Consider the following 25,673-nt stretch of genomic DNA (forward strand, 5'->3'; position numbering starts at 1 on the left):
GCGATGGTTAACCTTGGCCTGGCGCGCGGCTGGCTCTCGATTTTGACATTCGCAGAGGAGAGGCCTTTGATATCGATTTGATCGATCCAAAGGTCGAGGCGCCATGGATACCGAACTGGCCCGGACGTTCCTGACGGTGGTGAGCGCCGGCAACTTCATCACCGCGGCGGAGCGGCTGCATGTCAGCCAGTCGACCGTTAGCACCCGCATCCACACGCTCGAGCAGCAGCTCGGCTGCGTGCTGTTCGTGCGCAACAAGGCCGGCACCACGTTGACGCCGGCCGGCCGCCAGTTTCAGCGCCACGCCTCGGTGCTGGTCCGCACCGTCGAGCAGGCGCGCCATGATGTCGGAATCCCCAAGGGATTTTCCGCGACGCTGGTGGTCGGCGGCCGCATCGGACTTTGGGAAGAGTATCTGCTGCGCTGGCTGCCGCTGATGACGCGGGCGCATCCCGACATCTCGATCCGCGCCGAGAGCGCGCTCGAGCCCGAGCTGATGCAGGGGCTGGTCGAGGGACGCATCGACATCGGCGTGATGTACACGCCGCAGAGCCGCCCCGGCCTCAAGGTCGAGCAGCTGTTCGAGGAGCAGCTCATCCTGGTGTCGACCGATCCGAAAAGCGCACCGGAGCCGGGACCGGGCTATGTCTATGTCGATTGGGGCCCCGAATTCTACGCGCGTCACGCCACGCTGTTTCCGAATTTCGCCGGCCCCGCGCTGACGGTGAATATCGGCTGGCTCGGATTGCAGCATCTTTTGGAGAATGGCGGCTCTGGCTTCTTCGCGCGTCGTATCGTGGAGCCGCTCCTGAAGGCGCGGCGGCTGCACGCCGTCGCCGGCGCACCTGGCTTTGCGATGCCCGCCTATGTCGCCTATCCGGCTGACAGCCAGGACGATCATCTGGCGCGCGCAGTCGAGACCATGCATCGGCTTGCCGCGTCGCAGGTTAATGCGAGCGCGGACCTGCCGCGGGCCAGGCCTGCCGCGCGGCGGCGGCGCTGACCGCGATTTCTATCGGCATCTCCGATCGATTCCATCGGCTTTCTTCGCTTGTCAGCGCGAACGTCCGCGTTCACAGCAGGATCGGGATCAGCAGGAGTTCAAACGATGGATATTGCGGCAGAAGTGGGAGACGCGTTGCTCAAGGGAGCCTCCGACGCGATCGTCGCGACCGATGTCGAAGGCCGTATCACCTTGTGGAATCCCGGCGCGGTCAGGATGTTCGGCTTCAGCGCCGAGGAGGCGATCGGACAATCGCTCGATTTGATCATTCCGGAGAATCTGCGCGCGCGTCACTGGGCCGGCTTCCGGCACACGATGGCGACCGGGACGAGCCGCTACGGTCAGGGCGATCTGCTGTCGGTGCCGGCGCTGACCAGGCACGGGACGCGCATCTCCGTCGAATTCACCATCGAGATGCTGCACGATGCGGCGCACAAGGTCGCCGGCACCGTCGCGGTGATGCGCGACGTGACCAAGCGTTTCGAGGAGCTCAAGGAGTTGCGGCGCCGCGCCGCGCAGCAGGCCGCGACATCGTCGTAAAGGCTGGGAAGCCATGCCGTCATTGCGAGGAGCTCGCGACAAAATTGCGAAGCAATTTTGCGCTGAAGCGACGAAGCAATCCATCGCTCCGCACATGCGACAGATGGATAGCTTCGCTTCGCTCGCAGTGACGCGGATAAGGCTACAAGCAAATGCCAGGTTCTCGGTCATCCCCTCCGGAGCCGATCACGGCCGCTGGAGCTACTTTCCCGATCGCAGGCGGGTCTCCGCCAGCGCGGTCACAAGGCCGATGACCAGCATCGAGGCCACGATGTCGGCTTCCGCACCGAAACCAAATGCGATCACCGTCGCTGCGGCGACCGCCGCAAGGATCGCGATGGTCAGCCCTTCGTCGGCGATCAGCTGACGCAACGCCTTCAGGCGCGTGATGCCCCGTTGCATTGCCTGCTCACACGCCGAGCGGATTGCCGCCCGCGGCGATGTTCGAGGCGACCTGACTGGCGTGGTGGCGCGGTTTCGCCACGATCCGGCTGCGCAGGATTCGGTACAGCATCGACAGCAGGAGCCGGGAAAGGCGTGTGGCTGTCTGCGGCAGTGGTGTCATGGCGAAGTCCTCCGGGCATGCGAAGGCTACGCGCTGCCATGAATTTAACAAACGAATAATATTGGCGATTACTATCGGATTATCCGATATAAGCTGGCTCTGCGGCCCGCCGGGCCGGTGAGACATTCACGGCGGGCGGCCAAAATAATTTATCCTGACGATGTCGTCCTGCGTGTCGCCCGTTCGACTGGGTGTCGGCGATCCAGCCGATCAAGAGGAGTTCTCAAGATGCAATATCTGTTGCTGATCTACCGGAGCGACGCGGAATATGGCCGCATGAATGCCGACGACCGCAAGGCCCTGTCGGCGGAATATGGCGTCTACACCCAGTCCATCATCCAGAGCGGACACTTCAAGGCGGGTGACGGGCTGCAGCCGGTGTCGACCGCGACCACCGTTCGGGTGCGCGACGGCAAGACGCTGACAACCGACGGGCCGTTTGCGGAAACCCGCGAACAACTCGGCGGCTATTATCTGGTCGATGCCAAGGATCTCGACACGGCGCTCGGCCTCGCGGCGCGGATTCCCGGCGCCAAGACCGGCTCGATCGAAGTCAGGCCGGTGATGATCTACGACAAGTGATGGTTTCGTCGTTCCGGGGCGCGCGAAGCGCGAACCCGGAACCTCGAGATTCCGGGTTCGATGCTTCGCATCGCCCCGGAATGACGGTGAGACCATGACCCCCAGCCAGATCGAAAAAGTGTTTCGCGACGAGGCGGGCCGGGCGCTCGCAACGCTGATCCGTCTCGTCGGCGATTTCGACCTGGCCGAAGATGCGCTTCAGGATGCTTTTGCCGTGGCGCTGCAGCGCTGGCCGATCGGCGAATTCCCCTCCAATCCGCGTGCCTGGCTGGTCAATGTCGGCCGCAACAAGGCGATCGACCGCGTTCGCCGCGCGGCGACGTTTCGCGGCAAGCAGCAGGAACTGACGCATCAGATCCTGCTCGATGCAGAGTCCTCGCCCGAGCCGGCCGATGCAACGCTCGACGACGACATGCTGCGGCTGATCTTCACCTGCTGCCATCCGTCGTTTGCGGCGGAGGTCCAGGTCGCGCTGACCTTGCGCACGGTGTGCGGGCTGACGACGGTCGAGGTCGCGCGCGCCTTCCTGGTGAGCGAGGACGCCATGGCGCAGCGCCTCTTGCGCGCCAAGCAAAAGATAAAACTCGCCGGCATTCCCTATGAGGTGCCGGAGCGTGAGGCGCTGGAGCCGCGCCTCACCGGCGTGCTCGCGGTGATCTACCTCGTCTTCACCGAAGGTTATGCGGCGACCGCCGGCGAGGATCTGATGCGGCCCGATCTTGCCCGCGAGGCGATCCGGCTGGCGCGGCTGATCGATGCGCTGATACCGGCGCGCGGCGAGATCAAGGGGCTGTTGGCGCTGATGCTGCTGCATGATGCGCGCCGCGCCGGCCGCCAGACCGCCGGCGGCGATATCGTGCTGCTCGAGGAGCAGGACCGTTCGCTGTGGGATTTCCAGCAGATCGCCGAAGGCCTCGAACTGGTCGAGGAGGCGCTGCGGATGCCGGGCCGGCCGCAGTCCTACGCCGTGCAGGCGGCGATCGCCGCGCTGCACGCGCGGGCGCCGAGTTACAAGGACACCGACTGGCCGCAGATCGCCGGTCTTTACGAGGTGCTGCTGCGCATCAGCCCGTCGCCGGTGATCGAGCTCAATCACGCCGCCGCGGTGTCGATGGTCGATGGTCCGGCGCGCGCGCTCGACCTGATCGACGCGCTGGACGCGCGCGGCACTTTGAAGGGATATGACCAGCTGCCCGCGGTGCGCGCCGACCTGCTGCGCCGCCTCGGCCGCAAGGATGAAGCGCGGCAGGCCTATCTCGCCGCAACGGCAGCCACGCAACTCGAACCGCTGCGCCGGCTCTATGCGCGGCGCATCGCCGAGATGGGGTGACGCACCCCATCTCTTGCGTGGCCAGTGACGGCGCGCCATTTATCCACGATGGTCAGCGCGCCGTGAGGCGTTGAGCGTGCTCAGTACCCTGTCTTTGCCTTGGCGCCGGTGCTCGATTGCCCGGTCGTCGTCCCCTTCGACATGCCGGTCGTGGTGCCGGGTGCCATCTTCTTCTGCGCGTGATGGACCTTCTGGGTCTTGTGATGGGTCGACGACATGGTCTTGCTTTGGGTCGACATAGCGCCAGCGGCTGCCGGAGCGACAATGAGGCCGACGGCGGCGGCTCCTGCGATCAGTGCTTTGAACATGGACGAATCTCCACTCGGACCGCCCCACCTACAAAGACCGCTCATGCCGAAAAGTTCCAACGTGCACGCACACTTGGCCGGTAAATGCACCGCTCCTCGCGACGACGGACGGAGGCGAGCCTAGCTCGACGCGACCACCGTCGCCGCATCCGGCGGCAGGCTCTCGAGCAGCGCGTGCAGTGTGGCCATGGTGGAACGGTCGGCGATCCCGTCGATGCGCTCCGGGCGGAAGTGGCGCTGGAAGGCGGTGACGACCTCCATGGTCGGGCCGTCGAACTTGCCGTTGTTCGGGATGTTGTAGCCGTAGCGCCGGAACGCGGCCTGCATGTTGGAGACGCTGTCGCTGATCGCACCGAGCTGCAGCGCGTCGCCGCGCACGATCGGCGCCGGCTGCACCCAGTGCCCGACGCCGGAATTGGCCAGCGAGTGCCACGGGAATTTCTCGCCGGGATCCTTCTTGCGCGCCGGCGCCACGTCGGAATGGCCGAGCACGCGATGCGGAACCACCTTGCGGCGAAGCATGATGCCGCGGCACAGCGCTATGACAGCCGCGATCTGGCGCAGCGGAAAATCCGGATAGCCCCAATCGTGACCGCGATTGACGATCTCGACGCCGATCGAGCAGGAGTTGATGTCGTCATCGCCGGCCCACGCGGACACGCCGGCGTGCCAGGCGCGCTTGCTCTCCGGCACGCACTGCACGATGCGGCCGTCCTCGAGCACGATGTAGTGCGCCGAGACCTCGGTGCCGGCCGTGCAGAGCTGGGTGATCGCACCCTCGACGTCGGGCATGCCGGTGTAGTGCAGCACGATCATGTCGGGTTGCCGGCCATTGGCGCGATCGCCGAAGTTCGCCGACGGGATCACGTCGGAGGCGATCGAGGAATCCGGCGTGAACGTCTTCGCGTCCGCCACCCCCTTTGGAACAGGGAGGGCGCGCTGACGCTTCGAATCAGCGTTGCCGGACGAAGACGAACTTGAAGCCATACGAATCACTCAAACCCGAACCAGGAGAAAGCATTTTGACACATGGATAAACAAATAGGCGTTTACTATTCCTTTACCGTGCGGGCCGCGCAATCGACCCCTGCCGGTTCCACGATCCGCATGATGCGCTGCGCCATTGTGCCCGGAGTGGGTCGCGAGGGTATCACTCGAATGCGGATCAAAGCCGCGCGATTCCGCTAACCGATCATCAACGTTTTCTTAACGTTAAGTGCCGTTACTGAGAGGTGAAGTGCCGAACCGGTTTCGGGGGACGGCCAAAGGACGCTGAGCCCCGCTGTTTGCGCGAAATCCCATGGAAACCCTCCCAATTCCGGTCGGATATCAGGATTTGCGGCCGAGAACGGGAGTTGGCGCTGGCGTCACGCAGCGGCTTTTTCACGCGTTTTCGAGCGAAGTGGATACCGGTTCGCGTGAAGAAAACGCGTCAAGACAGGAATCCAGAGCCCCGTTCCGATCCAATCGGAACGAAGAAGGCTCTGGGCGCGAGGATTCGAGGCGCAATGAGTCGGCGCGCACCCAGCTTGCATGCCAGTTACGCGGCTCCGCCCGGGAGTGGCGCATGAGCGAGCGTGCGCCGCGTCACATTTCGGTGCTGGGCCGCGAGGCGGTCGCGTATCTCGCGCCGCGCGCCGGCGGCGTCTATGTCGACGCCACCTTTGGTGCCGGCGGCTACAGCCGGGCGATCCTCGATGTCGCCGATACCCGCGTGATCGGCATCGACCGCGACCGCACCGCGATAACCGGCGGCTTCGATCTGGTCGACGGCGCGGGCGGTCGGCTGACGCTGGTCGAGGACCGCTTCTCCAACCTCGCCGAGGTCTGCGCGTCGCACGGGGTGGATAAGGTCGACGGCGTCGTGATGGATGTCGGCGTCTCCTCGATGCAGCTCGACCAGGCCGAACGCGGCTTCTCATTCCGGCTCGGCGGTCCGCTCGACATGCGGATGGCCCAGAGCGGCCCGACCGCGGCCGACGTGGTCGCGACCGCTTCCGAGAAACAACTCGCCGACATCATCTATATCTTCGGCGAGGAGCGGCATTCGCGCGGCGTCGCCCGCGCCATCGTCGCCGCGCGCAAGGACGCGCCGATCACGACGACCGACGCGCTTGCCGATATCGTCGCGAAGGTCGTGCGCGCCAAGCCGAACGAGATCCATCCGGCGACGCGGACCTTTCAGGCGCTGCGCATCTTCGTCAATGAGGAGCTCGATGAGCTCTATCGGGCGCTCGCAGCGGCCGAGCGCGTGCTGAAGCCGGGCGGCCGGCTCGTCGTGGTTTCGTTCCATTCGCTGGAAGACCGCATCGTCAAGAATTTCCTCAGCCTGCGCGGCAAGGTCTCCGCCGGCTCGCGGCATTTGCCCGAAATGGCGCAAGCGGCGCCGAGCTTTCAGATCCTGACCAAGCGGCCGGTGACGCCCGATGAGGCCGAGCTTGCCGCCAATCCGCGCGCGCGATCGGCCAAGCTGCGTGCCGCCGAGCGCACCGCGGCGCCGATGCACGCCGACGACGACCTGCCGTCATGGCCGCGGCTGTCCGACCTGAAGCGGGGAGGGTGACGATGCGCCTTCTCCATCTCCTCGTCATCGGCATGCTGATCTTCGCGGCGTCCTATGTCTACCGCATCAAGATGGAATCGACCGCGCGCGTCGAACGCGTGCTGCAGCTCAACGCCGAGATCCGCGAGCAGCGCAATGCGATCGCCGCGTTGCGCGCCGAATGGGCCAAGCTCGATGCGCCGCTCCGGCTGCAGGGCCTCGCCGAGCGCCATCTGCCGCTGAAGCCGGTCAACGCCAACCAGTACGATTCCCTGAAGAACCTGCCGGAGCGGCCGCCGAGCTTCACGCGGCCCGGTTCGCGCGATCCGATCGGCGCGATGATCGACACCATCGAGGCCGCCGCGGCGCCCGACAGCACCACCGGATCGATCGACAAGGCGGCGACCGACCAGCCGGCCGCCGACCAGCCTGCGCCCGAAGACTCCGGGCAGGGCGGGGGAGACCAGCAATGACGGGACCAGCCATGACCGATCCGGCACCCGCCAACACACCGGCCGTGAAACCCGCCGAGCCCTGGAACCAGCGGCTGATCCGCACGCTGCTGTATGGCAGCAATGTCGACCGCGCCGCCAAGGCGCGCGCGCGCGTTGGTCTTGCCATCCTCGCTTTCGCCGCGGTCTATTGCGTGCTGGCCGGACGTCTCGTGCTATTCGCCGTCGGCGCCGACAGCCACGGCGCGCGCCGCACCGCCTCGCAAGACGCCATCGCGACCGCGCGGCCCGACATCACCGACCGCAACGGCGAAATCCTCGCCACCGACGTCAAGGCGCCGAGCCTGTTCGCCGAGCCGCGCCGCCTGATCGACAAGGACGAGGCGATCGAGCTCTTGACCGGAGCCTTGCCCGATCTCGACACCAGCGAGGTGCGCGATCGCCTGTCGTCGCGCAAGGGCTTCGTCTGGCTGAAGCGCGAGATCACGCCGAAGCAGCAGAGCGACATCCATCGCCTCGGCCTTCCCGGCGTCGGCTTCCTGCGGGAGAACAAGCGCGTCTATCCGACCGGCAACGAGGTCGCCCACCTGATCGGCCTGGTCAACATCGACAACCAGGGCATCGCCGGCATGGAGAAGTGGCTGGACAGCAACGGGCTGGCCGATCTGCATCGCGCGGGCTTCGCCACCGACCGGCTGCAGAAGCCGGTGGAACTGTCGGTCGACCTGCGCGTCGAGCACGCGCTGCGCGACGAGCTGCTCAAGGCGAAAGAGAAGTTCAAGGCCAAGGCCGCCTCCGGCCTCGTCTCTAACGTCCGCACCGGCGAGATCGTGGCGATGGTGTCGCTGCCGGATTTCGATCCGAACAATCCGAAGGAGGCGCACGATCCCGATCGCATCAACCGCCTGACCACCGGCGTCTACGAGATGGGCTCGACCTTCAAGGCGTTCACGCTGGCGATGGCGCTGGATAGCGGCCGGTTCGACCTCAACTCGATGTGGGATGCGCGTGGCCCGCTGCACTACGGCAAGTTCGCGATCCATGACGATCACAACATGGGCCGCATGATCAACATGAAGGAGGTGTTCTACTATTCCTCCAACATCGGCGCCGGGCGCATTGCGCTGGCGATGGGCGTCGACGCGCACAAGGCGTTCCTGCGCAAGATGGGCCAGCTCGAGCGGCTGCGCACCGAATTGCCGGAGAGCGCCTCGCCGATCGTGCCGAAGAAGTGGGGCGAACTGAACACCGTCACCATCTCGTTCGGTCACGGCATCGCGGTGGCGCCGCTGCAGGCGGTGATGGGTATCGACGCGCTGGTCAACGGCGGCTACCTGATCCCGCCGACCTTCCTGAAGCGCACCGAGCAGGAGGCGATGGCGCTCGCCAAGCGCGTCATCAAGCCCGAGACCTCGGACAAGATGCGCTATCTGATGCGGCTCAATGCCGAGATCGGCACCGCGAAGAAGGCCGACGTCAAGGGCTACTATATCGGCGGCAAGACCGGCACCGCGGAGAAGGTGATCAACGGCCGCTACGCCAAGAAGCGCGTGCTCAACGCCTTCACCGCGATCCTGCCCGCCGACAATCCGAAATACCAGCTCCTGATCATGCTCGACGAGCCGCAGCCCCTGAAGGAGACCTACGGTTTCATCACCTCGGGCTGGAATGCGGTGCCGACCGGCGGCAATGTGATCGCCCGAATTGCGCCGCTTTTGGGCGTTGAACCGCGATTCGACCTGCCGCCGTCCGACCGCCTTATTCTTGCGGCATCCAGAACAACCCAGTAAGGCGTATACTCACGCGGCGCCAGAACGGCGCCGGCCAGACTGGAAGATCATGAGACTTCGCGACCTCTTCAGCGATGATGCCACGATCGATCCGAGTGCCTCCTCGCTCATTGTCGGAGGGCTCGCGGTCGACAGCCGCGCGGTGAAGCCGGGCGACCTGTTCTTCGCGCTGGCCGGCAGCAGGACCGACGGCGCGCGCTTCGTCGATGCGGCGATTGCCGCCGGCGCGGTCGCGGTCGCCAGCGACCATCTGCCGCAAGGTCACGCGCGCGCCCCCTTCGTCATCACGCCGAATCCGCGCCGTGCGCTGGCGCTCGCCGCGGCCAAATTCTTTTCGCGCCAGCCGGCGACGATCGCGGCGGTGACCGGCACCAGCGGCAAGACCTCGGTCGCAGCATTTACACGCCAGATCTGGCAGCGGCTCGGTCATTCCTCCGCCAGCATCGGCACCATCGGCCTCGTCTCGGACAAACGCACCGTCTACGGCTCGCTGACCACGCCGGATCCGATCGCGCTGCATCGCCAGCTCGACGAGATCGCGAGCGACGGCGTCACCCATCTGGCGTTCGAGGCGTCCTCGCACGGCCTCGACCAGTATCGTCTCGACGGCGTGCGCATCGCCGCCGGCGGCTTCACCAATCTGTCGCGCGACCACATGGATTATCATCCCGATGTCGCGCATTACCTCAATGCAAAGCTCCGGTTGTTCCGCGATCTGGTCGCACCAGACGGCGCCGCGGTGATCTCGGCCGATCATGACTGTTCGGGCGAGGTGATCGATGCGGCGCGCTCGCGCGGCCTGCGCATCATCGCGGTCGGGCGCAACGCCGATGCAGGCGATGGCATCAAGCTCCTCGATGCCGCCATCGAAGGCTTTGCCCAGCGGCTCCTGATCGAGCACCGCGGGCGCAAGCACGCGATCCGGCTGCCGCTGGTTGGCGAATTCCAGATCGAGAACGCGCTGGTCGCGGCCGGGCTTGCGATCGGCACCGGCAGCGCCGCCGATGACGTGTTCGGCTGCCTCGAACATCTCGAAGGCGCCAAGGGCCGGCTGGAATTCGTCGGCGAGCACAATGGCGCGCCGATCTTCGTCGACTACGCCCACAAGCCCGACGCACTTGCCAAGGCGCTGCAGGCGCTGCGGCCCTATGCCAGGCGCAAGCTGGTCGTGATCTTCGGCGCGGGCGGCGACCGCGACGCCGGCAAGCGTCCGATCATGGGCGCGATCGCGGCAGAGAATGCCGATCAGGTCATCGTCACCGACGACAATCCGCGCAGCGAGAAGCCGGAGGCGATCCGCGCCGCGATCATGGCGACGGCGAAGGGCGCGCGCGAGATCGGCGACCGCGCCGCGGCGATCCGCGCCGGCATTGCCGGCCTCGCGCCGGGCGATGCGCTGGTCGTCGCCGGCAAGGGCCACGAGGTCGGGCAGATCGTCGGCAACACGACGCTGCCATTCAGCGATCATGAAGCGGTCGCCAGTGCACTGGCTGCGGAGGGCGCATGAGCACGATGTTGTGGACCTCGGATGCGATGGCGATGGCGATGCGCGCCGCCACGCAAGGCGCGCTGCCGGACGGCGTCACCGGTCTCTCGATCGACAGCCGCACCATTGCAAAGGGCGAGGCGTATTTCGCGATCAAGGGCGATGTCCATGACGGCCATGCCTTCGTCGAGGCGGCGCTGAAGGCCGGTGCCGGGCTCGCGGTGGTCGAGACCGCGCAACGGGCAAAGTTTCCCGCTGATGCGCCGCTGCTGGTGGTCGACGACGTGCTCGCCGGTCTTGTCGAGCTCGCGCATGCCTCGCGCGCGCGGCTCAACGCGCAGATCGTCGCGGTGACCGGCTCGGTCGGCAAGACCTCGACCAAAGAGGCGCTGCGCCGCGTGCTGTCGGCGCAGGGCGAGACCCATGCGTCGGTGGCGTCGTTCAACAATCACTGGGGCGTGCCGCTGTCGCTGGCGCGCTGCCCGGCCAGCACGCGCTTTGCGGTGTTCGAGATCGGCATGAACCATGCCGGCGAGATCACGCCGCTGGTGAAGATGGTGCGCCCGCACGTCGCAATCATCACCACGATCGAGCCGGTGCATCTGGAATTCTTCGCCGGCATCGAGGCGATCGCCGACGCCAAGGCGGAGATCTTCGCAGGGCTCGAGCCCGATGGCGCCGTCGTGCTCAACCGCGACAACGGGCAATTCGCGCGGCTGCAGAAGCAGGCAAAGCAGGCCGGAGTCTCGCGCATCGTCTCGTTCGGCACCGACAAGCGCGCCGAGGCGCGGCTGCTCGACTTGTCGCTGCACGCGACGTGCTCGGCGGTGCATGCGGATATTCTGGATCATGACATCGCCTACAAGATCGGCATGCCCGGCCGGCACATGGCGATGAACTCACTCGCGGTGCTCGCCGGCGCTTCGCTGCTCGGCGCCGATATCGCGCGCGCGGCGCTGTCGCTGTCGCAGCTCGAGGCGCCGACCGGCCGCGGCTTCCGTCGCACCCTCGAGGTCGGCCATGGCGAGGCGATGCTGATCGACGAGAGCTACAACGCCAACCCGGCCTCGATGGGCGCCGCGCTCAACGTGCTCGGTCAGGCCCAGACCGGGCCGCATGGCCGCCGCATCGCGGTGCTCGGCGACATGCTCGAGCTCGGGCCGACCGGGCCCGAACTGCACCGCGGCCTCAACGAGGCCGTGACCGCCAACCGCATCGACCTCGTATATTGTTGTGGTCCGCTGATGCGGAATCTGTGGGATGCCCTTTCCACCGGCAAGCGGGGAGGCTATGCCGAGAGTTCGGCGGCGCTCGAAGCGCAGGCGGTCGCCGCGGTCCGTGCCGGTGACGTGATCATGGTGAAGGGCTCGCTGGGATCGAAGATGAAGCTGATTGTCAGCGCGCTGGAAAAACGCTTCCCCGACAGGGCCGCGCACGAAGAAGCGGTATAGGACCCTCGAATGTTCTACTGGTTGATCGAACTGTCCAACACCGTTCCGGGGTTTGGGGCGTTCCGCAGCGCTTTGAACGTGTTCCGCTACATCACCTTCCGCACCGGCGGCGCGATGGTGACCGGCGCATTGTTCGTGTTTCTGTTCGGGCCCTGGATCATCGATCACCTGCGGCTGCGGCAGGGCAAGGGCCAGCCGATCCGCACCGATGGCCCGCAGTCGCATTTGATCTCCAAGAAGGGCACGCCCACCATGGGCGGGCTGATGATCCTGTCCGGGCTCGTGGTGTCGACGCTGCTCTGGGCCAATCCGCTCAATCCCTATGTCTGGATCGTGCTGGCGGTGACGCTCGGCTTCGGCTTCGTCGGCTTCTATGACGATTATTTGAAGGTCACAAAGCAGTCGCACAGCGGCTTCGCCGGCAAGCTGCGGCTGCTGATCGAAGCCGCGATCGGGCTCGCCGCCTGCTACGCGCTGGTTCGGCTCGGGCGCGACGTGTCGTCGACCTCGCTCGTGATTCCGTTCTTCAAGGACCTCGTGATCAATTTCGGTTGGTTCTTCGTGATCTTCGGCGCCTTCGTGATGGTCGGCGCCGGCAATGCGGTGAACCTGACCGACGGCCTCGACGGTCTTGCGATCGTGCCCGTGATGATTGCCGCCGCAAGCTTCGGCATGATCTCGTACCTGACCGGCAACGCGGTGTTCTCGGATTACCTGCAGATCAATTACGTCGCCGGCACCGGCGAACTGGCGGTGCTGTGCGGCGCGGTGCTTGGCGCGGGCCTCGGCTTCCTCTGGTTCAACGCGCCGCCGGCCTCGATCTTCATGGGCGACACCGGTTCGCTGGCGCTCGGCGGCATGCTTGGCGCGACGGCGGTTGCGGTGAAGCACGAGATCGTGCTCGCCGTGATCGGCGGCCTGTTCGTGCTGGAGGCGGTCTCGGTCATCGTCCAGGTCACCTCGTTCAAGCTCACCGGCAAGCGCGTGTTCCGGATGGCGCCGCTGCACCATCATTTCGAGCAGAAGGGCTGGACCGAGCCGCAGATCGTGATCCGGTTCTGGATCATCTCGGTGATGCTGGCGCTCGCCGGCCTGTCGACGCTGAAGCTGCGCTGATGGTTTCGCATCCCATTGACTGTCATTCCGGGGCTCGCGCAGCGAGAACCCGGAATCTCGAGATTCCGGATAACCGCTGCGCGGTTTCCGGAATGACAGGGAGATAGACATGATCCCGGTCACCTCCTTCTCCGGCAAGACGGTCGCGGTGTTCGGGCTCGGCGGCTCCGGGCTCGCGAGCTGCCAGGCGCTGAAGGCCGGTGGCGCCGAGGTGATCGCCGCCGACGACAATGCCGACAACGTCGCCAGGGCGGCGCAGGCCGGCTTCACCACCGCCGATCTGCGCACCGTGTCGTGGGCGAATTTCGCCGCATTGATCCTGACCCCGGGCGCGCCGCTGACCCATCCGGCGCCGCACTGGAGCGTGCTGAAGGCGCGCGAGGCGGGCTGCGAGGTGATCGGCGACGTCGAACTGTTCTGCCGCGAGCGGCGCCGCCACGCGCCGAACGCGCCGTTCGTCGCCATCACCGGCACCAACGGCAAATCGACCACCACCGCGCTGATCGCGCATCTGATGAAGGTCGCCGGCTACGACACCCAGATGGGCGGCAATATCGGCACCGCGATCCTGTCGCTGGAGCCGCCGCGCATGGGTCGTGTCCATGTGATCGAGATGTCGTCCTACCAGATCGACCTCGCACCGTCGCTCGATCCGTCGGTCGGTATTCTGATCAACATCAGCGAGGATCACATCGACCGCCACGGCACGCTCGAGCATTACGCCGCGGTGAAGGAGCGGCTGGTCGCCGGCGTACAGGCCGGCGGCACCGCGATAACAGGCGTCGACGACATCTGGTGCCGCAACATCGCCGACCGGCTCGATCGCGCCGGCAAGCGCGTGGTGCGCATCTCGGTGAAGAACCCGCTGCCCGACGGTCTCTATGTCGAGCACGAGACGATCGTGCGTGCCTCGGGCGCGGCGCGCAGCGAGATCGCGCGGCTGGGCGGCATCGGCTCGCTGCGCGGCCTGCACAATGCGCAGAACGCCGCCTGCGCCTCGGCCTGCGCGGTGGCGATGGGGATCGCGACCGACGTGTTGCAGAACGGCCTGCGCAGCTTCCCGGGTCTCGCGCATCGCATGGAGCAGGTCGGCCGCCGCGGCAACGTGCTGTTCGTCAACGACTCCAAGGGCACCAATGCGGATGCGGCCGCGCATGCGCTGTCGTCGTTTGCCGACATCTACTGGATCGCCGGCGGCAAGCCGAAGGCCGGCGGCATCACCAGCCTGACCGAATATTTCCCGCGCATCCGCAAGGCCTATCTGATCGGCGAGGCGGCGGCCGACTTCTCCGGCACGCTGGGCGAGCGCGTCCCGCACGACATGTCCGGCACGCTCGACGTCGCGATCGCCAGCGCCGCGCGCGATGCCGAGGCATCGGGGCTCGCGGAAGCCGTCGTGCTGCTGTCGCCGGCCTGCGCCTCGTTCGACCAGTACCGCAATTTCGAAATCCGCGGTGCCGCCTTCCGCGACATCGTGCAGGCGCTGCCCGGCGTCAAGCCGGTGGTGTGACGATCACGTAGGGCGGATTGGCACAGCGTAATCCGCCGTTCGGTGCCGGGCGATGACACCGAGATGAAGTACGCAGTGACGGTGCGTCGTATCGCGCGAGAACCATCCTCATCGTCGTCCTGGCGAAAGCCAGGACCCATTACCCCAAATCTCAATCGTTGCGCGACGCTGGGGCCGCGGTAGCGTCCATTATCAAGTCGGTGGTTATGGGTCCTGGCTTTCGCCAGGACGACGTCGGGATGGGGGCTCATTCACCTCCCTCAAAAGTTACCCATCCCGTTAACCCCTTGGAAACCATCCTGCGCCACGAATGGACGTTATCTCTGCCATCTGGGGACGCCCATGCTCGCCCGTGACCAACGCACCCCGTTCTCGGACTGGTGGTGGACCGTCGACAAGCTGCTGCTTGTCGCGATCGCCGCGTTGATGCTGGCCGGCGTCATCCTGTCGCTGGCGGCGAGCCCGCCGGTGGCGACCCGGATCGGGCTCGATCCGTTCCACTTCTTCAACCGCCACGTCATGTTCCTGGTGCCGTCGCTGATGGTGCTGATCGGGGTGTCGTTCATGACGCCGCGGCAGATCCGGCGCACCGCGCTGATAGTGTTCGCGGTCTCGATAGCGCTGATCGTGCTGACGCTGCTGCTCGGCCCCGAGGTCAAGGGCTCGCGGCGCTGGATCACGCTGCTCGGTGTCAACATCCAGGCCTCCGAAGCTGCAAAACCCTCTTTCGTCATCGTCGCTGCCTGGCTATTTGCGGAATCGACCAAGCGGCCGGAGATGCCGGCGACCTCGATGGCGCTGGTGCTGTTGCTGACGCTGGTCACGCTGCTGGTGATGGAGCCCGACTTCGGTCAGACCATGCTGATCCTCACGGTGTGGGGCGCGCTGTTCTTCATCGCGGGCATGCGGATGATCTGGGTGTTCGGGCTCGCCGGCGCGGCGGGCGCGGGCCTGTTCGGCGCCTATCTGCTGGTGCCGCACGTCGCCGGCCGCATCAAGCGCTTCATGAATCCGGCCTCCGGCGACACCTTCCAGGTCGACACCGCGATGGAGGCGTTCTGGAACGGCGGCTGGTTCGGCCTGGGGCCGGGCGAGGGCATCGCCAAGCGCAGCCTGCCGGACAGCCACACCGACTTCGTGTTCGCGGTCGCGGCGGAGGAGTTCGGCATCATCCTCTGCCTGATGCTGGTCGCGCTGTTCGGTTTCATCGTGATCCGGACGCTAACCCGTGCCTATGCCACCGAGGACATGTTCTCGCGCTTCGCGGCGTCGGGGCTTGCGATCCTGTTCGGCGTGCAGGCGACCATCAACATGGCGGTCAATCTGCAACTGATCCCGGCCAAGGGCATGACGCTGCCGTTCATCTCCTATGGCGGCTCCTCGTTCGTGTCGCTTGCCTATGGCGTCGGCATGATGCTGGCGCTGACGCGGCAGCGGCCGCGCACCGAGATCGAATCGATGGAAGGCGCCAGCGCTCAGCGCGCCTACGCGTAGGTGAACCCTTGTTGTCATTGCGAGGAGCGAAGCGACGACTTGTCCGCCGAAGCCTCGGCGAAGGCGGAAGCAATCCATCCCGCCGTTCTGCGGGGCGATGGATTGCTTCGCTTCGCTCGCAATGACGATGTAAAAGGCGGCTATGGACAACGCGCCCCTGATTCTGCTGGCGGCCGGTGGCACCGGCGGCCATCTGTTCCCGGCCGAAGCGCTCGCCGTGGAATTGATCAGGCGTGGCCTGCGCGTCCGGCTCGCCACCGACGGCCGCGCGCTGCGCTATTCCGGCCTGTTCGGCAGGGAGAGCATCGACCTCGTGCCGAGCGCAACCGTGCGCAGCCGCAACCCGATCTCGGTGGCGCGCACCGCGCTGATGCTCGGCTACGGCACGCTGGTCGCCGCCAAGCTGGTGCGCCGGCTGAAGCCCGCGGCCGTGGTCGGCTTCGGCGGCTACCCGACCTTGCCGCCGCTGATGGCGGCGCGGCTGCTCGGCGTTCCCGGCATCATCCATGACGCCAATGCGGTGCTCGGCCGCGCCAATCGTTTCCTCTCTGCCCGCGTCAGCGCGATCGCGACCTCGCTGCCCGGCGTGCTCGATCGCGATCCCGCGCTGGCCGGCAAGGCCACCACGGTCGGCACGCCGATGCGGCCGGCGATCCTTGCGGCTGCGGCAGTGAAGTACACGCCGCCCGAGGCGAACGGTCCGCTGCGCCTGCTCGTCGTCGGCGGCAGCCAGGGCGCGCGGGTGATGAGCGATATCGTGCCGCCCGCGATCGAGCAGCTCGCGCCCGCGCTGTGGAGCCGTCTGATCGTCACCCAGCAGGTGCGCGAAGAGGACATGGATCGGGTGCGCGCGGTCTACGACCGGCTCGAGATTAACGCCGAGCTCGCGCCGTTCTTCGCCGACCTGCCGGCGCGCCTCGCCTCGAGCCAGCTCGTGATCTCGCGCTCGGGCGCCGGCACGGTCGCCGAGCTCGCCGCGATCGGCCGGCCCTCAATCCTGGTGCCGCTGCCGGGCGCGATCGATCAGGACCAGTTTGCCAATGCCGGCGTGCTGTCGCAGGCGAGCGGCGCGCTGCGCATCGCGCAGGGCGACTTCACGCCCGAGCGGCTGGCCGCCGAGATTTCGGCCTTCGCCACCGAGCCCGTGAAACTGACCACGATGGCGGCGTCGGCGCGCGGCGTCGGCCGGCTCGATGCCGCCGAGCGGCTGGCCGATCTGGTTGCGAAAGTGGCCGGAATTTAGGCCGCTTTCGAGGAATTTCGGCCGTGGGACGCCATGGCCGGGCTTGTCCCGGCCATATCAGTCTTTCATAAGTCGGAGAATTGCCGGGGTGAGTCCGGAGACGATGAAGGTGTTAGCATCATGAGACTGCCGCGCGAGATCGGACCCATTCACTTCGTCGGGATCGGCGGCATCGGCATGAGCGGCATCGCCGAGGTACTGATCAATCTCGGCTACACCGTGCAGGGTTCCGATGCTTCGGACAATTACAACCTCGACCGCTTGCGCAAGAAGGGCGCCAAGGTCTCGGTCGGCCACGCCGCCGAGAATGTCGACGGCGCCGATGTCGTCGTGGTCTCGACTGCGATCAAGCGCGACAATCCCGAACTGATGGCGGCCCGCGCGCGACGCATTCCGGTGGTGCGGCGCGCCGAGATGCTGGCGGAACTGATGCGGCTGAAGAGCTGCGTCGCGATCGCCGGCACCCATGGCAAGACCACCACGACCACGATGGTGGCGACCCTGCTCGATGCCGGTGGGCTCGATCCGACCGTGATCAATGGCGGCATCATCAACGCCTATGGCTCCAACGCACGGCTCGGGGCCGGCGACTGGATGGTGGTCGAGGCCGACGAGAGCGACGGCACCTTCCTGAAGCTGCCGTCCGATGTCGTCATCGTCACCAATATCGACCCCGAGCATCTCGACCACTTCAAGACCTTCGAGGCGATCCAGGACGCGTTCCGCAATTTCGTCGAGAACGTCCCGTTCTACGGCTTTGCCGTGATGTGCACCGATCACCCCGTGGTGCAAACTCTCGTCGGCAAGATCGAAGACCGCCGCATCATCACCTACGGCCAGAACCCGCAGGCTGATGCGCAGCTCAAGGAGCTGACGCCGATGGGTGGCGGCTCAAAATTCTCGGTCGCGATCCGCGATCGCAAGTCCGGCGCGGTCCATGAGATCGCCGATATCATGCTGCCGATGCCGGGGCGCCACAACGCATCGAATGCGACGGCCGCGATCGCGGTCGCGCACGAGCTCGGCGTGTCCGACGACGTCATCCGCCAGGCCATGGCCGGCTTCGGCGGCGTCAAGCGGCGCTTCACCAAGACCGGCGAGACCAACGGCATCACCGTGATCGACGATTACGGTCATCATCCGGTCGAGATCGCAGCCGTGCTGAAGGCGGCGCGGGAATCCGTCAACGGCAAGATCGTCGCCGTGGTGCAGCCGCATCGCTACACCCGCCTGCAATCGCTGTTCGAGGAATTCTGCACCTGCTTCAACGATGCCGATGCGGTCGTGGTCGCCGAGGTCTATCCGGCCGGCGAGGCGCCGATCGCTGGCGTCGACCGCGACCATTTCACCGCCGGCCTGCGCGCCCACGGCCATCGCAATGTGGTGCCGCTGCCGAACGCGGGCGAGCTCGCGAAGATCGTGCACGGCCTCGCCAAGCCCGGTGACCTCGTCGTCTGCCTCGGTGCCGGCAACATCACGCAATGGGCCTACGCGCTGCCCGGCGAATTGAAGGCGTTGGGGTGATCGTGACCTTCCGCGACATCACGCCCGACCTGAAAGCCGCGATGCCGGAGCTGCGCGGGCGGCTGCTGGCGAACCAGTCGCTGGCGGAGCTGACCTGGTTTCGCGTCGGCGGCCCGGCGCAGGTGCTGTTCACACCGGCAGATGAAGATGACCTCGCCTATTTCCTGAAACGCCTGCCGCAGGAATTGCCGGTCTATGTCGTCGGCGTCGGCTCCAATCTGATCGTGCGCGATGGCGGCATGCCCGGCGTCGTCATCCGGCTCGCGCCGCGCGCGTTCGGCGAGACCAGCGCGGCCGGCGATGTCGTCATCGCCGGCGCTGCGGCGCTCGACAAGCGCGTCGCCGAGGCGGCTGCGGCGGCTGACATCGGCGGCATGGAATTCTTCTTCGGCATTCCCGGCACGGTCGGCGGCGCGCTGCGCATGAATGCCGGCGCCAATGGCGGCGAGACCAAGGACGTGCTGATCGAGGCCACCGGCATCGGCCGCGACGGCGTGAAGCATACGTTCGGCAATGCCGACATGAAGTTCGTCTATCGCAACAGCGGCGTCGATCCGTCCATCGTCTTCACCTCGGCGCGCTTCCGCGGCACGATCACCGATGCTGTGGCGATCCGCGCCCGCATGAACGAGGTGCAGGGCCATCGCGAGACCGCGCAGCCGATCCGCGAGAAGACCGGCGGCTCAACCTTCAAGAATCCGCCCGGCAACAGCGCCTGGAAGCTGATCGATGCCGCCGGCTGTCGCGGCCTCAAGGTCGGCGGCGCACAGGTGTCGGAGATGCACTGCAATTTCCTGATCAACACCGGCAATGCCACCGGGCACGACATCGAGACGCTCGGCGAGACGGTGCGCGAACGGGTCAAGCAAAGCAGTGGAATTGAGCTACACTGGGAAATCAAGCGGATCGGAAATTCATCGTAGTCGTCATTCCGGGGCGATGCGCAGCATCGAACCCGGAATCTCGAGAGTCCGGTCTGGTGCTTCGGACCATCCCGGAATGACGGAAGCAGCGAAGACAGGCAAAGAAGATGCAGGTGACCATTCTGTTCGGCGGCACCAACAAGGAGCGGCTGGTCTCGGTGGCGAGCACGCAGGCGCTGCACCGCGCGCTGCCCGACGCGGACCTCTGGTTCTGGGACGTCGACGACACCGTGCACGCGGTGACGTCGGAAAAACTGCTCGGCCACACGCGTCCGTTCGAGGTCGACTTCAAACCCGACGGTCGCGGCATCGCACTCGACCAGGCGCTCGACAAGGCGGGCGCCGAGCAGCGCGTGCTGGTGTTCGGCCTGCACGGCGGCCGCGCCGAGAATGGCGAATTGCAGGCGATGTGCGAGATGCGCAACGTCGCGTTCACCGGCTCCGGCTCGGCGTCGTCGCATCTGGCGTTCGACAAGCCGTCGGCAAAGCGTTTCGCCGCGATCGCAGGCCTCAACGCGCCGCAGGGCATCAATGTCGAACAGATCGATGACGCCTTTGCGAAACACGGCAAGCTGATTGCAAAACCCGCCAAGGACGGATCGAGCTACGGGCTGATCTTCGTCAACGCGAAGCAGGATCTCGTCGCGGTCCGCAATGCCGCGAAGCATGAAGAGTATCTGATCGAGCCGTTCGTGTCGGGCGTGGAGGCGACCTGCGGCGTGCTCGAGCAGTCCGACGGCTCCGTGTTCGCGCTGCCGCCGATCGAGATCGTGCCGGGGGAGGGAACCTTCGACTACACAGCCAAATACCTGCTGAAGTCGACCCAGGAGATCTGTCCCGGCCGCTTCGCGCCCGAGGTCAGCGCCGCGATCATGGACCATGCGCTGCGGGCGCACCGCGCGCTGTCCTGCACCGGCTACTCGCGCAGCGATTTCATCGTCTCGGCCAATGGCCCGGTCTATCTCGAGACCAACACTCTGCCGGGGCTCACCGCGGCATCACTGTACCCTAAGGCCTTGAAAGCACAGGGTATCGCCTTTGCCGACTTCCTCACCGACCAGATCGAGCTGGCCCGCCGCCGCGTCCGAAGTTAATGCCCGGCCGGGGGGAACCCGCCCTGGTCGGCCGGATGGAACCCGGGCGCTGTTGCTAAAATGCTAACGAGTTCGCGGCAAAGTACTCACGGCGTTGGTCAAAACACGCTCCAGGCCGAAGTCATTTACCCTTTGTTTACCAGGAAGCCCGAAGGTTAACGCTGGCGGCGCATGTAGCGCTTGGCTGCCGGGGCGTGAGCTGTCGCGGATTACCGCTTCGAGGATCGCAACCAGGGAACAGGGGGCCACTCTAATCCCACCGGTCTAGCCGAGACGTGATTTGTGCCGGGACCCGCGGGGTTTGCGGGCGCAACATGTGACGAGCTCGTGCAATGGATGGTGCAGGACGCCTCACCCGATCGCTGCGATCGCTGGGGCCTCAAGCTGACCTGAGAGCAGCCGCTATTGGAGCGGCGGTGCTGCTGCGCGAGTATGTCGGCGCCCATCTCGCGCGCCGCAGGCGGCGTCCCGCCAAGCGGCCGCAAGTCATCATCGATCGCGAGCCGCCGAACCGCTACATCCTGATGGTCGAACGTTATCTGCCGCGCCGCATCGGGCTGGTCGCGACGCTCGCGATCCTGTTCGGCAGCCTGGGCCTCGGCATCGTCAAGGGCGGCCATGTCGAGGAATTCACCACCGCGCTCAGCGATGCCCGCAACGCGCTTGCCAATACCGCCGGCTTCCGCATCACCACCGTCGGCATCAACGGCCGCAAGCAGCTAAGCCAGGACGAGGTGCTCGCGATCGGCGGCGTCAACGGCCGCTCCTCGCTGCTGTTCCTCGACGCCGACACCGTGCGCGCCAAGCTGAAGGCCAATCCCTGGATCGCGGATGCCACGATCCTGAAGCTCTATCCGGGCCGGCTGCAGATCGACATCGTCGAGCGCACCGCCTTCGCGCTGTGGCAGCAGAACGGCCGCCTGTCGGTGATCGCTTCCGACGGCGCGGTGCTCGAGCCCTACGTCTCGCGCCGCTTCCTCAATCTGCCGCTCGTGGTCGGCAAGGGCGCCGACGTCAGGGCCCACGACTTCCTGGCGCTGCTCGACCGTTATCCGCAGGTCCGTTCGGTGACCAAGGCGGCGATCTTCGTCGGCGAGCGGCGCTGGAACCTGCGCCTCAAGGACGGTCTCGACGTCCGCCTGCCAGAGAACGACGTCGGCAACGCGCTCGCTGCGCTCTCCAGGCTCGACAAGGACGAGAAGCTGTTCTCGCGCGACATTGTCGCCGTCGACATGCGGCTGCCCGATCGGCTTATCGTGCAATTGTCGGAGGACGCCGGCAAGGCGCGCGACGAACTGTTCAAGGACAAGAAGTCCAAGAAGAAGGCCGGTGACTCCGCATGACCGGCCTCGATCGCAACCTGACCCCGAAGACCCGCCCGATGCAGAAGCGCACCGCGATGGTGGCTTCGCTCGATGTCGGCTCCAGCAAGATCGCCTGCATGATCGCGCGGCTGAGGCCATCGCCGCCGAACGAGGCGCTGCGCGGACGCACCCATGCGGTCGAATTGATCGGCTACAGCCAGATCCAGTCGCGCGGCGTCAAGGCCGGCTCCGTGGTCGATCTCGCCGAATGCGAGAAGGCGGTGCGCCACGCGGTGGCGTTGGCCGAGCGCATGGCCAAGGTCCGTGTCGAATCCGTCCTGCTGTCGGTCTCCGGCGGCCGGCAGCACGGCCAGCTGGTCGAGGCCGCGGCCGATATCCGCGGCGGCTCGGTGACCTCGGACGATATCAGCCGCGTCACGTCCGCCGGCATGCGCCACGCCGCCGGCGCGGGCCGCACCGTGCTGCACGCGCTGCCGGTCGGCTACGCACTCGACGGCGTCAAGGGCATCCGCGATCCCCGAGGCATGGTGGCGCGCCAGTTCGGCGTCGACATGAACGTGGTGACGTCGGACGCGACGGTTGCCAAGAACCTGATGTTGGTGGTCGAGCGCTGCCATCTCAACGTCGAAGCCATGGCGTCGAGCCCCTATGTCGCGGGCCTCTCGGTGCTGACCGATGACGAGGCCGATCTCGGCGCTGCCGTCGTCGAGATGGGCGCGGGATCGACCACGATCGCGACATACTCCGGCGGACGTCTCGTGCACGCATCCGGATTTGCGCTGGGCGGACAACACATCACGATGGACCTTGCGCGCGGCATCGGCGCGTGCATTGCGGATGCCGAGCGAATCAAGACTTTATACGGCACGGTGCTGACCGGCGGTTCGGACTCGCGCGAGCTGATGTCCGTTCCCACTGCAGGCGATGATCGGGAGACACCGCAAATCGTGTCCCGCGCCACGATTGCGAACATTGTCCGGCATCGCGCCGAGGAGATTTTCGAAATGGTCCGTGACCGGCTCGCGGATTCCCCCTTTGCGGCAGAGCCGAGGGCGCGCGTCGTGTTGAGCGGCGGCGCCTCGCAGCTCACCGGCACCGTCGAGCTTGCCACCCGCATCCTGAACCGTCAGGTCCGCATCGGCCGTCCGCTCGGCTTCGGCCGGCTGCCGAACGAGGCGAAGGGCGCTTCGTTCTCGGTGCCGACGGGCCTCCTGGTCTATCCGCAATACGCACATCTTGAACATGTCGAACCGCGGCGCACGCGGCAGCTCAGGACAGGGACAGACGGTTACTTCGGAAAGGTCGGACGATGGCTTCGCGAGGGCTTCTGATGACCGCACCCCGGCTCACTGCATTTTCACCAGCTCCGGCGGCCAGCGGCCGGGACGAACCAACGCGCGCATAATCGAGAGAGGCAACCATGGCACTCAATCTGACACCCCCTGACATCAGCGAGCTGAAACCGCGGATCACCGTCTTCGGCGTCGGTGGCGCGGGTGGTAATGCCGTCAACAACATGATCACCGCCGGGTTGCAGGGCGTCGACTTCGTCGTCGCCAACACCGACGCGCAGGCGCTGACCATGTCGAAGGCGCAGCGCATCGTGCAGATGGGCACCCAGGTCACCCAGGGCCTCGGCGCCGGTTCGCAGCCCGACGTCGGCGCTGCGGCCGCGCAGGAGGTCATGGACGAGCTGCGCGATCACCTCACCGGCGCCAACATGGTGTTCGTCACCGCCGGCATGGGCGGCGGCACCGGCACCGGTGCTGCACCCGTGATCGCCAAGGCCGCTCGCGAGATGGGAATCCTCACCGTCGGCGTGGTGACGAAGCCGTTCCACTTCGAAGGTCAGCGCCGCATGCGCACCGCCGAGCACGGCATCGCCGAGCTGCACAAGGTGGTCGACACGCTGCTGATCATTCCGAACCAGAACCTGTTCCGGGTCGCCAACGAGAAGACCACCTTCGCCGACGCCTTCGCGATGGCCGACCAGGTGCTGTACTCGGGCGTCGCCTGCATCACCGACCTGATGGTCAAGGAAGGTCTGATCAACCTCGACTTCGCCGACGTCCGCGCCGTGATGCGTGAAATGGGCAAGGCGATGATGGGCACCGGCGAAGCCACCGGCGAGAAGCGCGCGCTGACCGCCGCGGAAGCGGCGATCGCCAACCCGCTGATCGACGACAGCTCGATGAAGGGCGCCCGCGGCCTCTTGATCTCGATCACGGGCGGCAAGGACCTGACCCTGTTCGAGGTCGACGAAGCCGCCACCCGCATCCGCGAGGAGGTCGACGCCGACGCCAACATCATCGTCGGCGCCACCTTCGACGAATCGCTCGACGGCGTCATTCGCGTCTCGGTGGTCGCAACCGGTATCGAGCAGGCGGCGATCGCCTCCCGCGCCCAGGCTCCCGCCGCGCAGCAGTCGGGCGGTTCGCCGGAGAGCCGGCTGGCCGATCTGACCGCCCGCCTGCGTGCCGACAATCAGCGCATGGCCGAACGTGCCCAGAAGCTGGAACCGCCGACCGGCGTGACGGTCGCCCCGATTGCAGCTCCCGCCGCTCCGCAGCAGCGTCCGGCCGTCGAGCGCGCCGCGCTTGCGGCGATCGCCGCCGCGGTTGCTCCCGACAGCGCGCCGGCTGCCCAGGCGCCGATGCAGCCGGCCTCCTACGGTGACGTCACCGTGCGGCCGATTGCCCAGAAGCCCTCGCTGTTCCCGGACCACGAGGCCGCCCGGGCCGAGCAGCATGAGCCGATGCCGCCCGAGACCTTCATCCCGCAGGCGGCGGAACGGTCGCCGGTCCGTGCTCCGCGGATGCCGAAGTTCGAGGATCTGCCGATGCCGGCGCAGGCCGAAATCCGCCAGGCCAGCGGTGACGGCGAACCGGAACACCCGCAGAAGACCCGCCTGTCGCTGCTGCAGCGGTTGGCCAATGTCGGCCTCGGCCGCCGCGACGAGGAGACCGAGCCGCCGATCGCGGCCCGTTCTTCCGGTCCGGCCATGCCGACGATGCCGCCACTGCCCGAGCGCAAGCCGGCCCGAAGCGTCGCCCAGCAGATTTCGGCGAACGAATCGCCGGTATCCGAATATGCAAAGCGCCCTGCGCCGCAGGGTCTGGACGCTCATGGCCGCCAGGCACCTGTTGCCCCAGCGCCACAGGGCGACGACCATCTTGATATCCCGGCCTTCCTGCGCCGGCAGGCAAACTGAAGTTTGTTACAATCTTGGCCACGAAGAAGGCCTCGGCGGGGAACCGCCGGGGCCTTTTCCTTGTCGCGGGCAGGCGATCGCGCCGGATGAACAAGCAACTGATTTTAAATGATTAATTATTCTTTCGGTGGTCAGATGGCGCGTCGCCGAGGACCGCTTTCGCTGCCGTAGTTTGGTTTACCTT

The 25,673-nt window shown here is 66.3% G+C and carries 23 protein-coding genes and 1 pseudogene; 20 read left to right on the forward strand and 4 right to left on the reverse strand.

Going from position 1 to position 25,673, the window contains the following annotated elements:
• Positions 1-103: 103 nt before the first annotated feature.
• Positions 104-1,003 (forward strand): LysR family transcriptional regulator, encoded by a 900-nt coding sequence (locus tag ACVIYL_RS20580; RefSeq protein WP_168859073.1) that lies wholly within the window; start codon positions 104-106, stop codon positions 1,001-1,003.
• Positions 1,004-1,108: 105 nt separating this feature from the next.
• Positions 1,109-1,543 carry a PAS domain S-box protein gene (locus ACVIYL_RS20585; RefSeq protein ID WP_092087651.1) on the forward strand — a complete coding sequence of 145 codons (435 nt, stop codon included), beginning with the start codon at positions 1,109-1,111 and terminating at the stop codon, positions 1,541-1,543.
• 201 nt (positions 1,544-1,744) lie between these two features.
• Here ACVIYL_RS20585 and ACVIYL_RS20590 read toward each other — a convergent pair whose 3' ends face one another.
• Both ACVIYL_RS20590 and ACVIYL_RS20595 read right to left on the reverse strand, forming a co-directional pair.
• A complete protein-coding gene (locus ACVIYL_RS20590) occupies positions 1,745-1,945 on the reverse strand; it encodes a hypothetical protein (protein WP_057014987.1) in 201 nt (66 codons plus the stop codon).
• 7 nt (positions 1,946-1,952) lie between these two features.
• A complete protein-coding gene (locus ACVIYL_RS20595; protein ID WP_176937094.1) occupies positions 1,953-2,108 on the reverse strand; it encodes a hypothetical protein in 156 nt (51 codons plus the stop codon).
• 228 nt (positions 2,109-2,336) lie between these two features.
• Between ACVIYL_RS20595 and ACVIYL_RS20600 the strand changes: the two genes are divergently transcribed.
• Together ACVIYL_RS20600 and ACVIYL_RS20605 are read left to right on the forward strand one after the other, a co-directional pair.
• Positions 2,337-2,690: a YciI family protein gene (locus tag ACVIYL_RS20600; protein ID WP_057014988.1), complete on the forward strand. Its 354-nt coding sequence runs from the start codon at positions 2,337-2,339 to the stop codon at positions 2,688-2,690.
• A gap of 94 nt (positions 2,691-2,784) precedes the next feature.
• The gene (locus ACVIYL_RS20605) at positions 2,785-4,020 is read left to right on the forward strand and encodes an RNA polymerase sigma factor (RefSeq protein ID WP_076824119.1); all 1,236 of its coding nucleotides are present in this window, start codon (positions 2,785-2,787) and stop codon (positions 4,018-4,020) included.
• Positions 4,021-4,100: 80 nt separating this feature from the next.
• On the opposite strand, the gene ACVIYL_RS20610 is transcribed toward ACVIYL_RS20605, so the two are convergent.
• Together ACVIYL_RS20610 and ACVIYL_RS20615 are read right to left on the reverse strand one after the other, a co-directional pair.
• A complete protein-coding gene (locus tag ACVIYL_RS20610; RefSeq protein ID WP_016840052.1) occupies positions 4,101-4,328 on the reverse strand; it encodes a hypothetical protein in 228 nt (75 codons plus the stop codon).
• Positions 4,329-4,448: 120 nt separating this feature from the next.
• Positions 4,449-5,315 carry an N-acetylmuramoyl-L-alanine amidase gene (locus tag ACVIYL_RS20615; protein WP_176937093.1) on the reverse strand — a complete coding sequence of 289 codons (867 nt, stop codon included), beginning with the start codon at positions 5,313-5,315 and terminating at the stop codon, positions 4,449-4,451.
• Positions 5,316-5,895: 580 nt separating this feature from the next.
• Here ACVIYL_RS20615 and rsmH point away from each other — a divergent pair.
• The 16 genes and pseudogenes from rsmH to ftsZ all read left to right on the forward strand — a co-directional run bounded on the left by rsmH (position 5,896) and on the right by ftsZ (position 25,489).
• Complete coding sequence (rsmH, locus tag ACVIYL_RS20620; protein ID WP_456779572.1) at positions 5,896-6,891, forward strand: 16S rRNA (cytosine(1402)-N(4))-methyltransferase RsmH; 996 nt, start codon at positions 5,896-5,898, stop codon at positions 6,889-6,891.
• Between the two features lie 2 nt (positions 6,892-6,893).
• Complete coding sequence (gene ftsL, locus ACVIYL_RS20625) at positions 6,894-7,343, forward strand: cell division protein FtsL (RefSeq protein ID WP_253625833.1); 450 nt, start codon at positions 6,894-6,896, stop codon at positions 7,341-7,343.
• Positions 7,344-7,354: 11 nt separating this feature from the next.
• A complete protein-coding gene (locus ACVIYL_RS20630; protein WP_050385389.1) occupies positions 7,355-9,112 on the forward strand; it encodes a peptidoglycan D,D-transpeptidase FtsI family protein in 1,758 nt (585 codons plus the stop codon).
• Positions 9,113-9,161: 49 nt separating this feature from the next.
• A complete protein-coding gene (locus ACVIYL_RS20635; protein WP_456779573.1) occupies positions 9,162-10,619 on the forward strand; it encodes a UDP-N-acetylmuramoyl-L-alanyl-D-glutamate--2,6-diaminopimelate ligase in 1,458 nt (485 codons plus the stop codon).
• Positions 10,616-12,049 (forward strand): UDP-N-acetylmuramoylalanyl-D-glutamyl-2,6-diaminopimelate--D-alanyl-D-alanine ligase, encoded by a 1,434-nt coding sequence (locus ACVIYL_RS20640; protein WP_456779574.1) that lies wholly within the window; start codon positions 10,616-10,618, stop codon positions 12,047-12,049. Before ACVIYL_RS20635 ends, ACVIYL_RS20640 begins: the two co-directional genes overlap by 4 nt.
• Before the next feature lie 9 nt (positions 12,050-12,058).
• Positions 12,059-13,165: a phospho-N-acetylmuramoyl-pentapeptide-transferase gene (mraY, locus tag ACVIYL_RS20645; protein WP_456779575.1), complete on the forward strand. Its 1,107-nt coding sequence runs from the start codon at positions 12,059-12,061 to the stop codon at positions 13,163-13,165.
• A 109-nt stretch (positions 13,166-13,274) separates the two neighbouring features.
• Positions 13,275-14,675, forward strand: coding sequence for a UDP-N-acetylmuramoyl-L-alanine--D-glutamate ligase (murD, locus tag ACVIYL_RS20650; RefSeq protein ID WP_456779576.1), 1,401 nt, complete (start codon positions 13,275-13,277; stop codon positions 14,673-14,675).
• A gap of 342 nt (positions 14,676-15,017) precedes the next feature.
• Entirely contained in the window at positions 15,018-16,169 is a 1,152-nt protein-coding gene (ftsW, locus tag ACVIYL_RS20655) for a putative lipid II flippase FtsW (RefSeq protein ID WP_057014997.1), read from the forward strand.
• A gap of 142 nt (positions 16,170-16,311) precedes the next feature.
• Complete coding sequence (gene murG / locus ACVIYL_RS20660) at positions 16,312-17,412, forward strand: undecaprenyldiphospho-muramoylpentapeptide beta-N-acetylglucosaminyltransferase (RefSeq protein ID WP_456779577.1); 1,101 nt, start codon at positions 16,312-16,314, stop codon at positions 17,410-17,412.
• Between the two features lie 120 nt (positions 17,413-17,532).
• A complete protein-coding gene (gene murC / locus ACVIYL_RS20665) occupies positions 17,533-18,936 on the forward strand; it encodes a UDP-N-acetylmuramate--L-alanine ligase (protein ID WP_253607554.1) in 1,404 nt (467 codons plus the stop codon).
• Positions 18,937-18,938: 2 nt separating this feature from the next.
• Complete coding sequence (gene murB / locus ACVIYL_RS20670) at positions 18,939-19,859, forward strand: UDP-N-acetylmuramate dehydrogenase (protein ID WP_456781859.1); 921 nt, start codon at positions 18,939-18,941, stop codon at positions 19,857-19,859.
• 107 nt (positions 19,860-19,966) lie between these two features.
• A complete protein-coding gene (locus tag ACVIYL_RS20675; RefSeq protein ID WP_092088695.1) occupies positions 19,967-20,953 on the forward strand; it encodes a D-alanine--D-alanine ligase family protein in 987 nt (328 codons plus the stop codon).
• A 68-nt stretch (positions 20,954-21,021) separates the two neighbouring features.
• Positions 21,022-21,346 (forward strand): annotated as a pseudogene (locus ACVIYL_RS20680) (D-alanine--D-alanine ligase); the annotation flags it as partial.
• Entirely contained in the window at positions 21,286-22,296 is a 1,011-nt protein-coding gene (locus tag ACVIYL_RS20685) for a cell division protein FtsQ/DivIB (RefSeq protein ID WP_057015001.1), read from the forward strand. The pseudogene ACVIYL_RS20680 and the gene ACVIYL_RS20685, both read left to right, overlap by 61 nt.
• A complete protein-coding gene (ftsA, locus tag ACVIYL_RS20690; protein ID WP_028332543.1) occupies positions 22,293-23,609 on the forward strand; it encodes a cell division protein FtsA in 1,317 nt (438 codons plus the stop codon). The genes ACVIYL_RS20685 and ftsA overlap by 4 nt, the downstream gene beginning before the upstream one ends.
• Positions 23,610-23,698: 89 nt before the next feature.
• Positions 23,699-25,489: a cell division protein FtsZ gene (gene ftsZ, locus ACVIYL_RS20695; protein WP_092088690.1), complete on the forward strand. Its 1,791-nt coding sequence runs from the start codon at positions 23,699-23,701 to the stop codon at positions 25,487-25,489.
• Positions 25,490-25,673: the final 184 nt, after the last annotated feature.

Source organism: Bradyrhizobium sp. USDA 3315, from assembly GCF_054056795.1.

What these genes read in the sequence shown, in the direction of transcription:
- ACVIYL_RS20580 (WP_168859073.1), top strand. Translation starts at nt 104, where the DNA reads ATGGATACCGAACTGGCCCGGACGTTCCTGACGGTGGTGAGCGCCGGC.
- ACVIYL_RS20585 (WP_092087651.1), top strand. Translation starts at nt 1,109, where the DNA reads ATGGATATTGCGGCAGAAGTGGGAGACGCGTTGCTCAAGGGAGCCTCC.
- ACVIYL_RS20590 (WP_057014987.1), bottom strand. Translation starts at nt 1,945, where the DNA reads ATGCAACGGGGCATCACGCGCCTGAAGGCGTTGCGTCAGCTGATCGCC.
- ACVIYL_RS20595 (WP_176937094.1), bottom strand. Translation starts at nt 2,108, where the DNA reads ATGACACCACTGCCGCAGACAGCCACACGCCTTTCCCGGCTCCTGCTG.
- ACVIYL_RS20600 (WP_057014988.1), top strand. Translation starts at nt 2,337, where the DNA reads ATGCAATATCTGTTGCTGATCTACCGGAGCGACGCGGAATATGGCCGC.
- ACVIYL_RS20605 (WP_076824119.1), top strand. Translation starts at nt 2,785, where the DNA reads ATGACCCCCAGCCAGATCGAAAAAGTGTTTCGCGACGAGGCGGGCCGG.
- ACVIYL_RS20610 (WP_016840052.1), bottom strand. Translation starts at nt 4,328, where the DNA reads ATGTTCAAAGCACTGATCGCAGGAGCCGCCGCCGTCGGCCTCATTGTC.
- ACVIYL_RS20615 (WP_176937093.1), bottom strand. Translation starts at nt 5,315, where the DNA reads ATGGCTTCAAGTTCGTCTTCGTCCGGCAACGCTGATTCGAAGCGTCAG.
- rsmH (WP_456779572.1), top strand. Translation starts at nt 5,896, where the DNA reads ATGAGCGAGCGTGCGCCGCGTCACATTTCGGTGCTGGGCCGCGAGGCG.
- ftsL (WP_253625833.1), top strand. Translation starts at nt 6,894, where the DNA reads ATGCGCCTTCTCCATCTCCTCGTCATCGGCATGCTGATCTTCGCGGCG.
- ACVIYL_RS20630 (WP_050385389.1), top strand. Translation starts at nt 7,355, where the DNA reads ATGACCGATCCGGCACCCGCCAACACACCGGCCGTGAAACCCGCCGAG.
- ACVIYL_RS20635 (WP_456779573.1), top strand. Translation starts at nt 9,162, where the DNA reads ATGAGACTTCGCGACCTCTTCAGCGATGATGCCACGATCGATCCGAGT.
- ACVIYL_RS20640 (WP_456779574.1), top strand. Translation starts at nt 10,616, where the DNA reads ATGAGCACGATGTTGTGGACCTCGGATGCGATGGCGATGGCGATGCGC.
- mraY (WP_456779575.1), top strand. Translation starts at nt 12,059, where the DNA reads ATGTTCTACTGGTTGATCGAACTGTCCAACACCGTTCCGGGGTTTGGG.
- murD (WP_456779576.1), top strand. Translation starts at nt 13,275, where the DNA reads ATGATCCCGGTCACCTCCTTCTCCGGCAAGACGGTCGCGGTGTTCGGG.
- ftsW (WP_057014997.1), top strand. Translation starts at nt 15,018, where the DNA reads ATGCTCGCCCGTGACCAACGCACCCCGTTCTCGGACTGGTGGTGGACC.
- murG (WP_456779577.1), top strand. Translation starts at nt 16,312, where the DNA reads ATGGACAACGCGCCCCTGATTCTGCTGGCGGCCGGTGGCACCGGCGGC.
- murC (WP_253607554.1), top strand. Translation starts at nt 17,533, where the DNA reads ATGAGACTGCCGCGCGAGATCGGACCCATTCACTTCGTCGGGATCGGC.
- ACVIYL_RS20675 (WP_092088695.1), top strand. Translation starts at nt 19,967, where the DNA reads ATGCAGGTGACCATTCTGTTCGGCGGCACCAACAAGGAGCGGCTGGTC.
- ACVIYL_RS20685 (WP_057015001.1), top strand. Translation starts at nt 21,286, where the DNA reads ATGGATGGTGCAGGACGCCTCACCCGATCGCTGCGATCGCTGGGGCCT.
- ftsA (WP_028332543.1), top strand. Translation starts at nt 22,293, where the DNA reads ATGACCGGCCTCGATCGCAACCTGACCCCGAAGACCCGCCCGATGCAG.
- ftsZ (WP_092088690.1), top strand. Translation starts at nt 23,699, where the DNA reads ATGGCACTCAATCTGACACCCCCTGACATCAGCGAGCTGAAACCGCGG.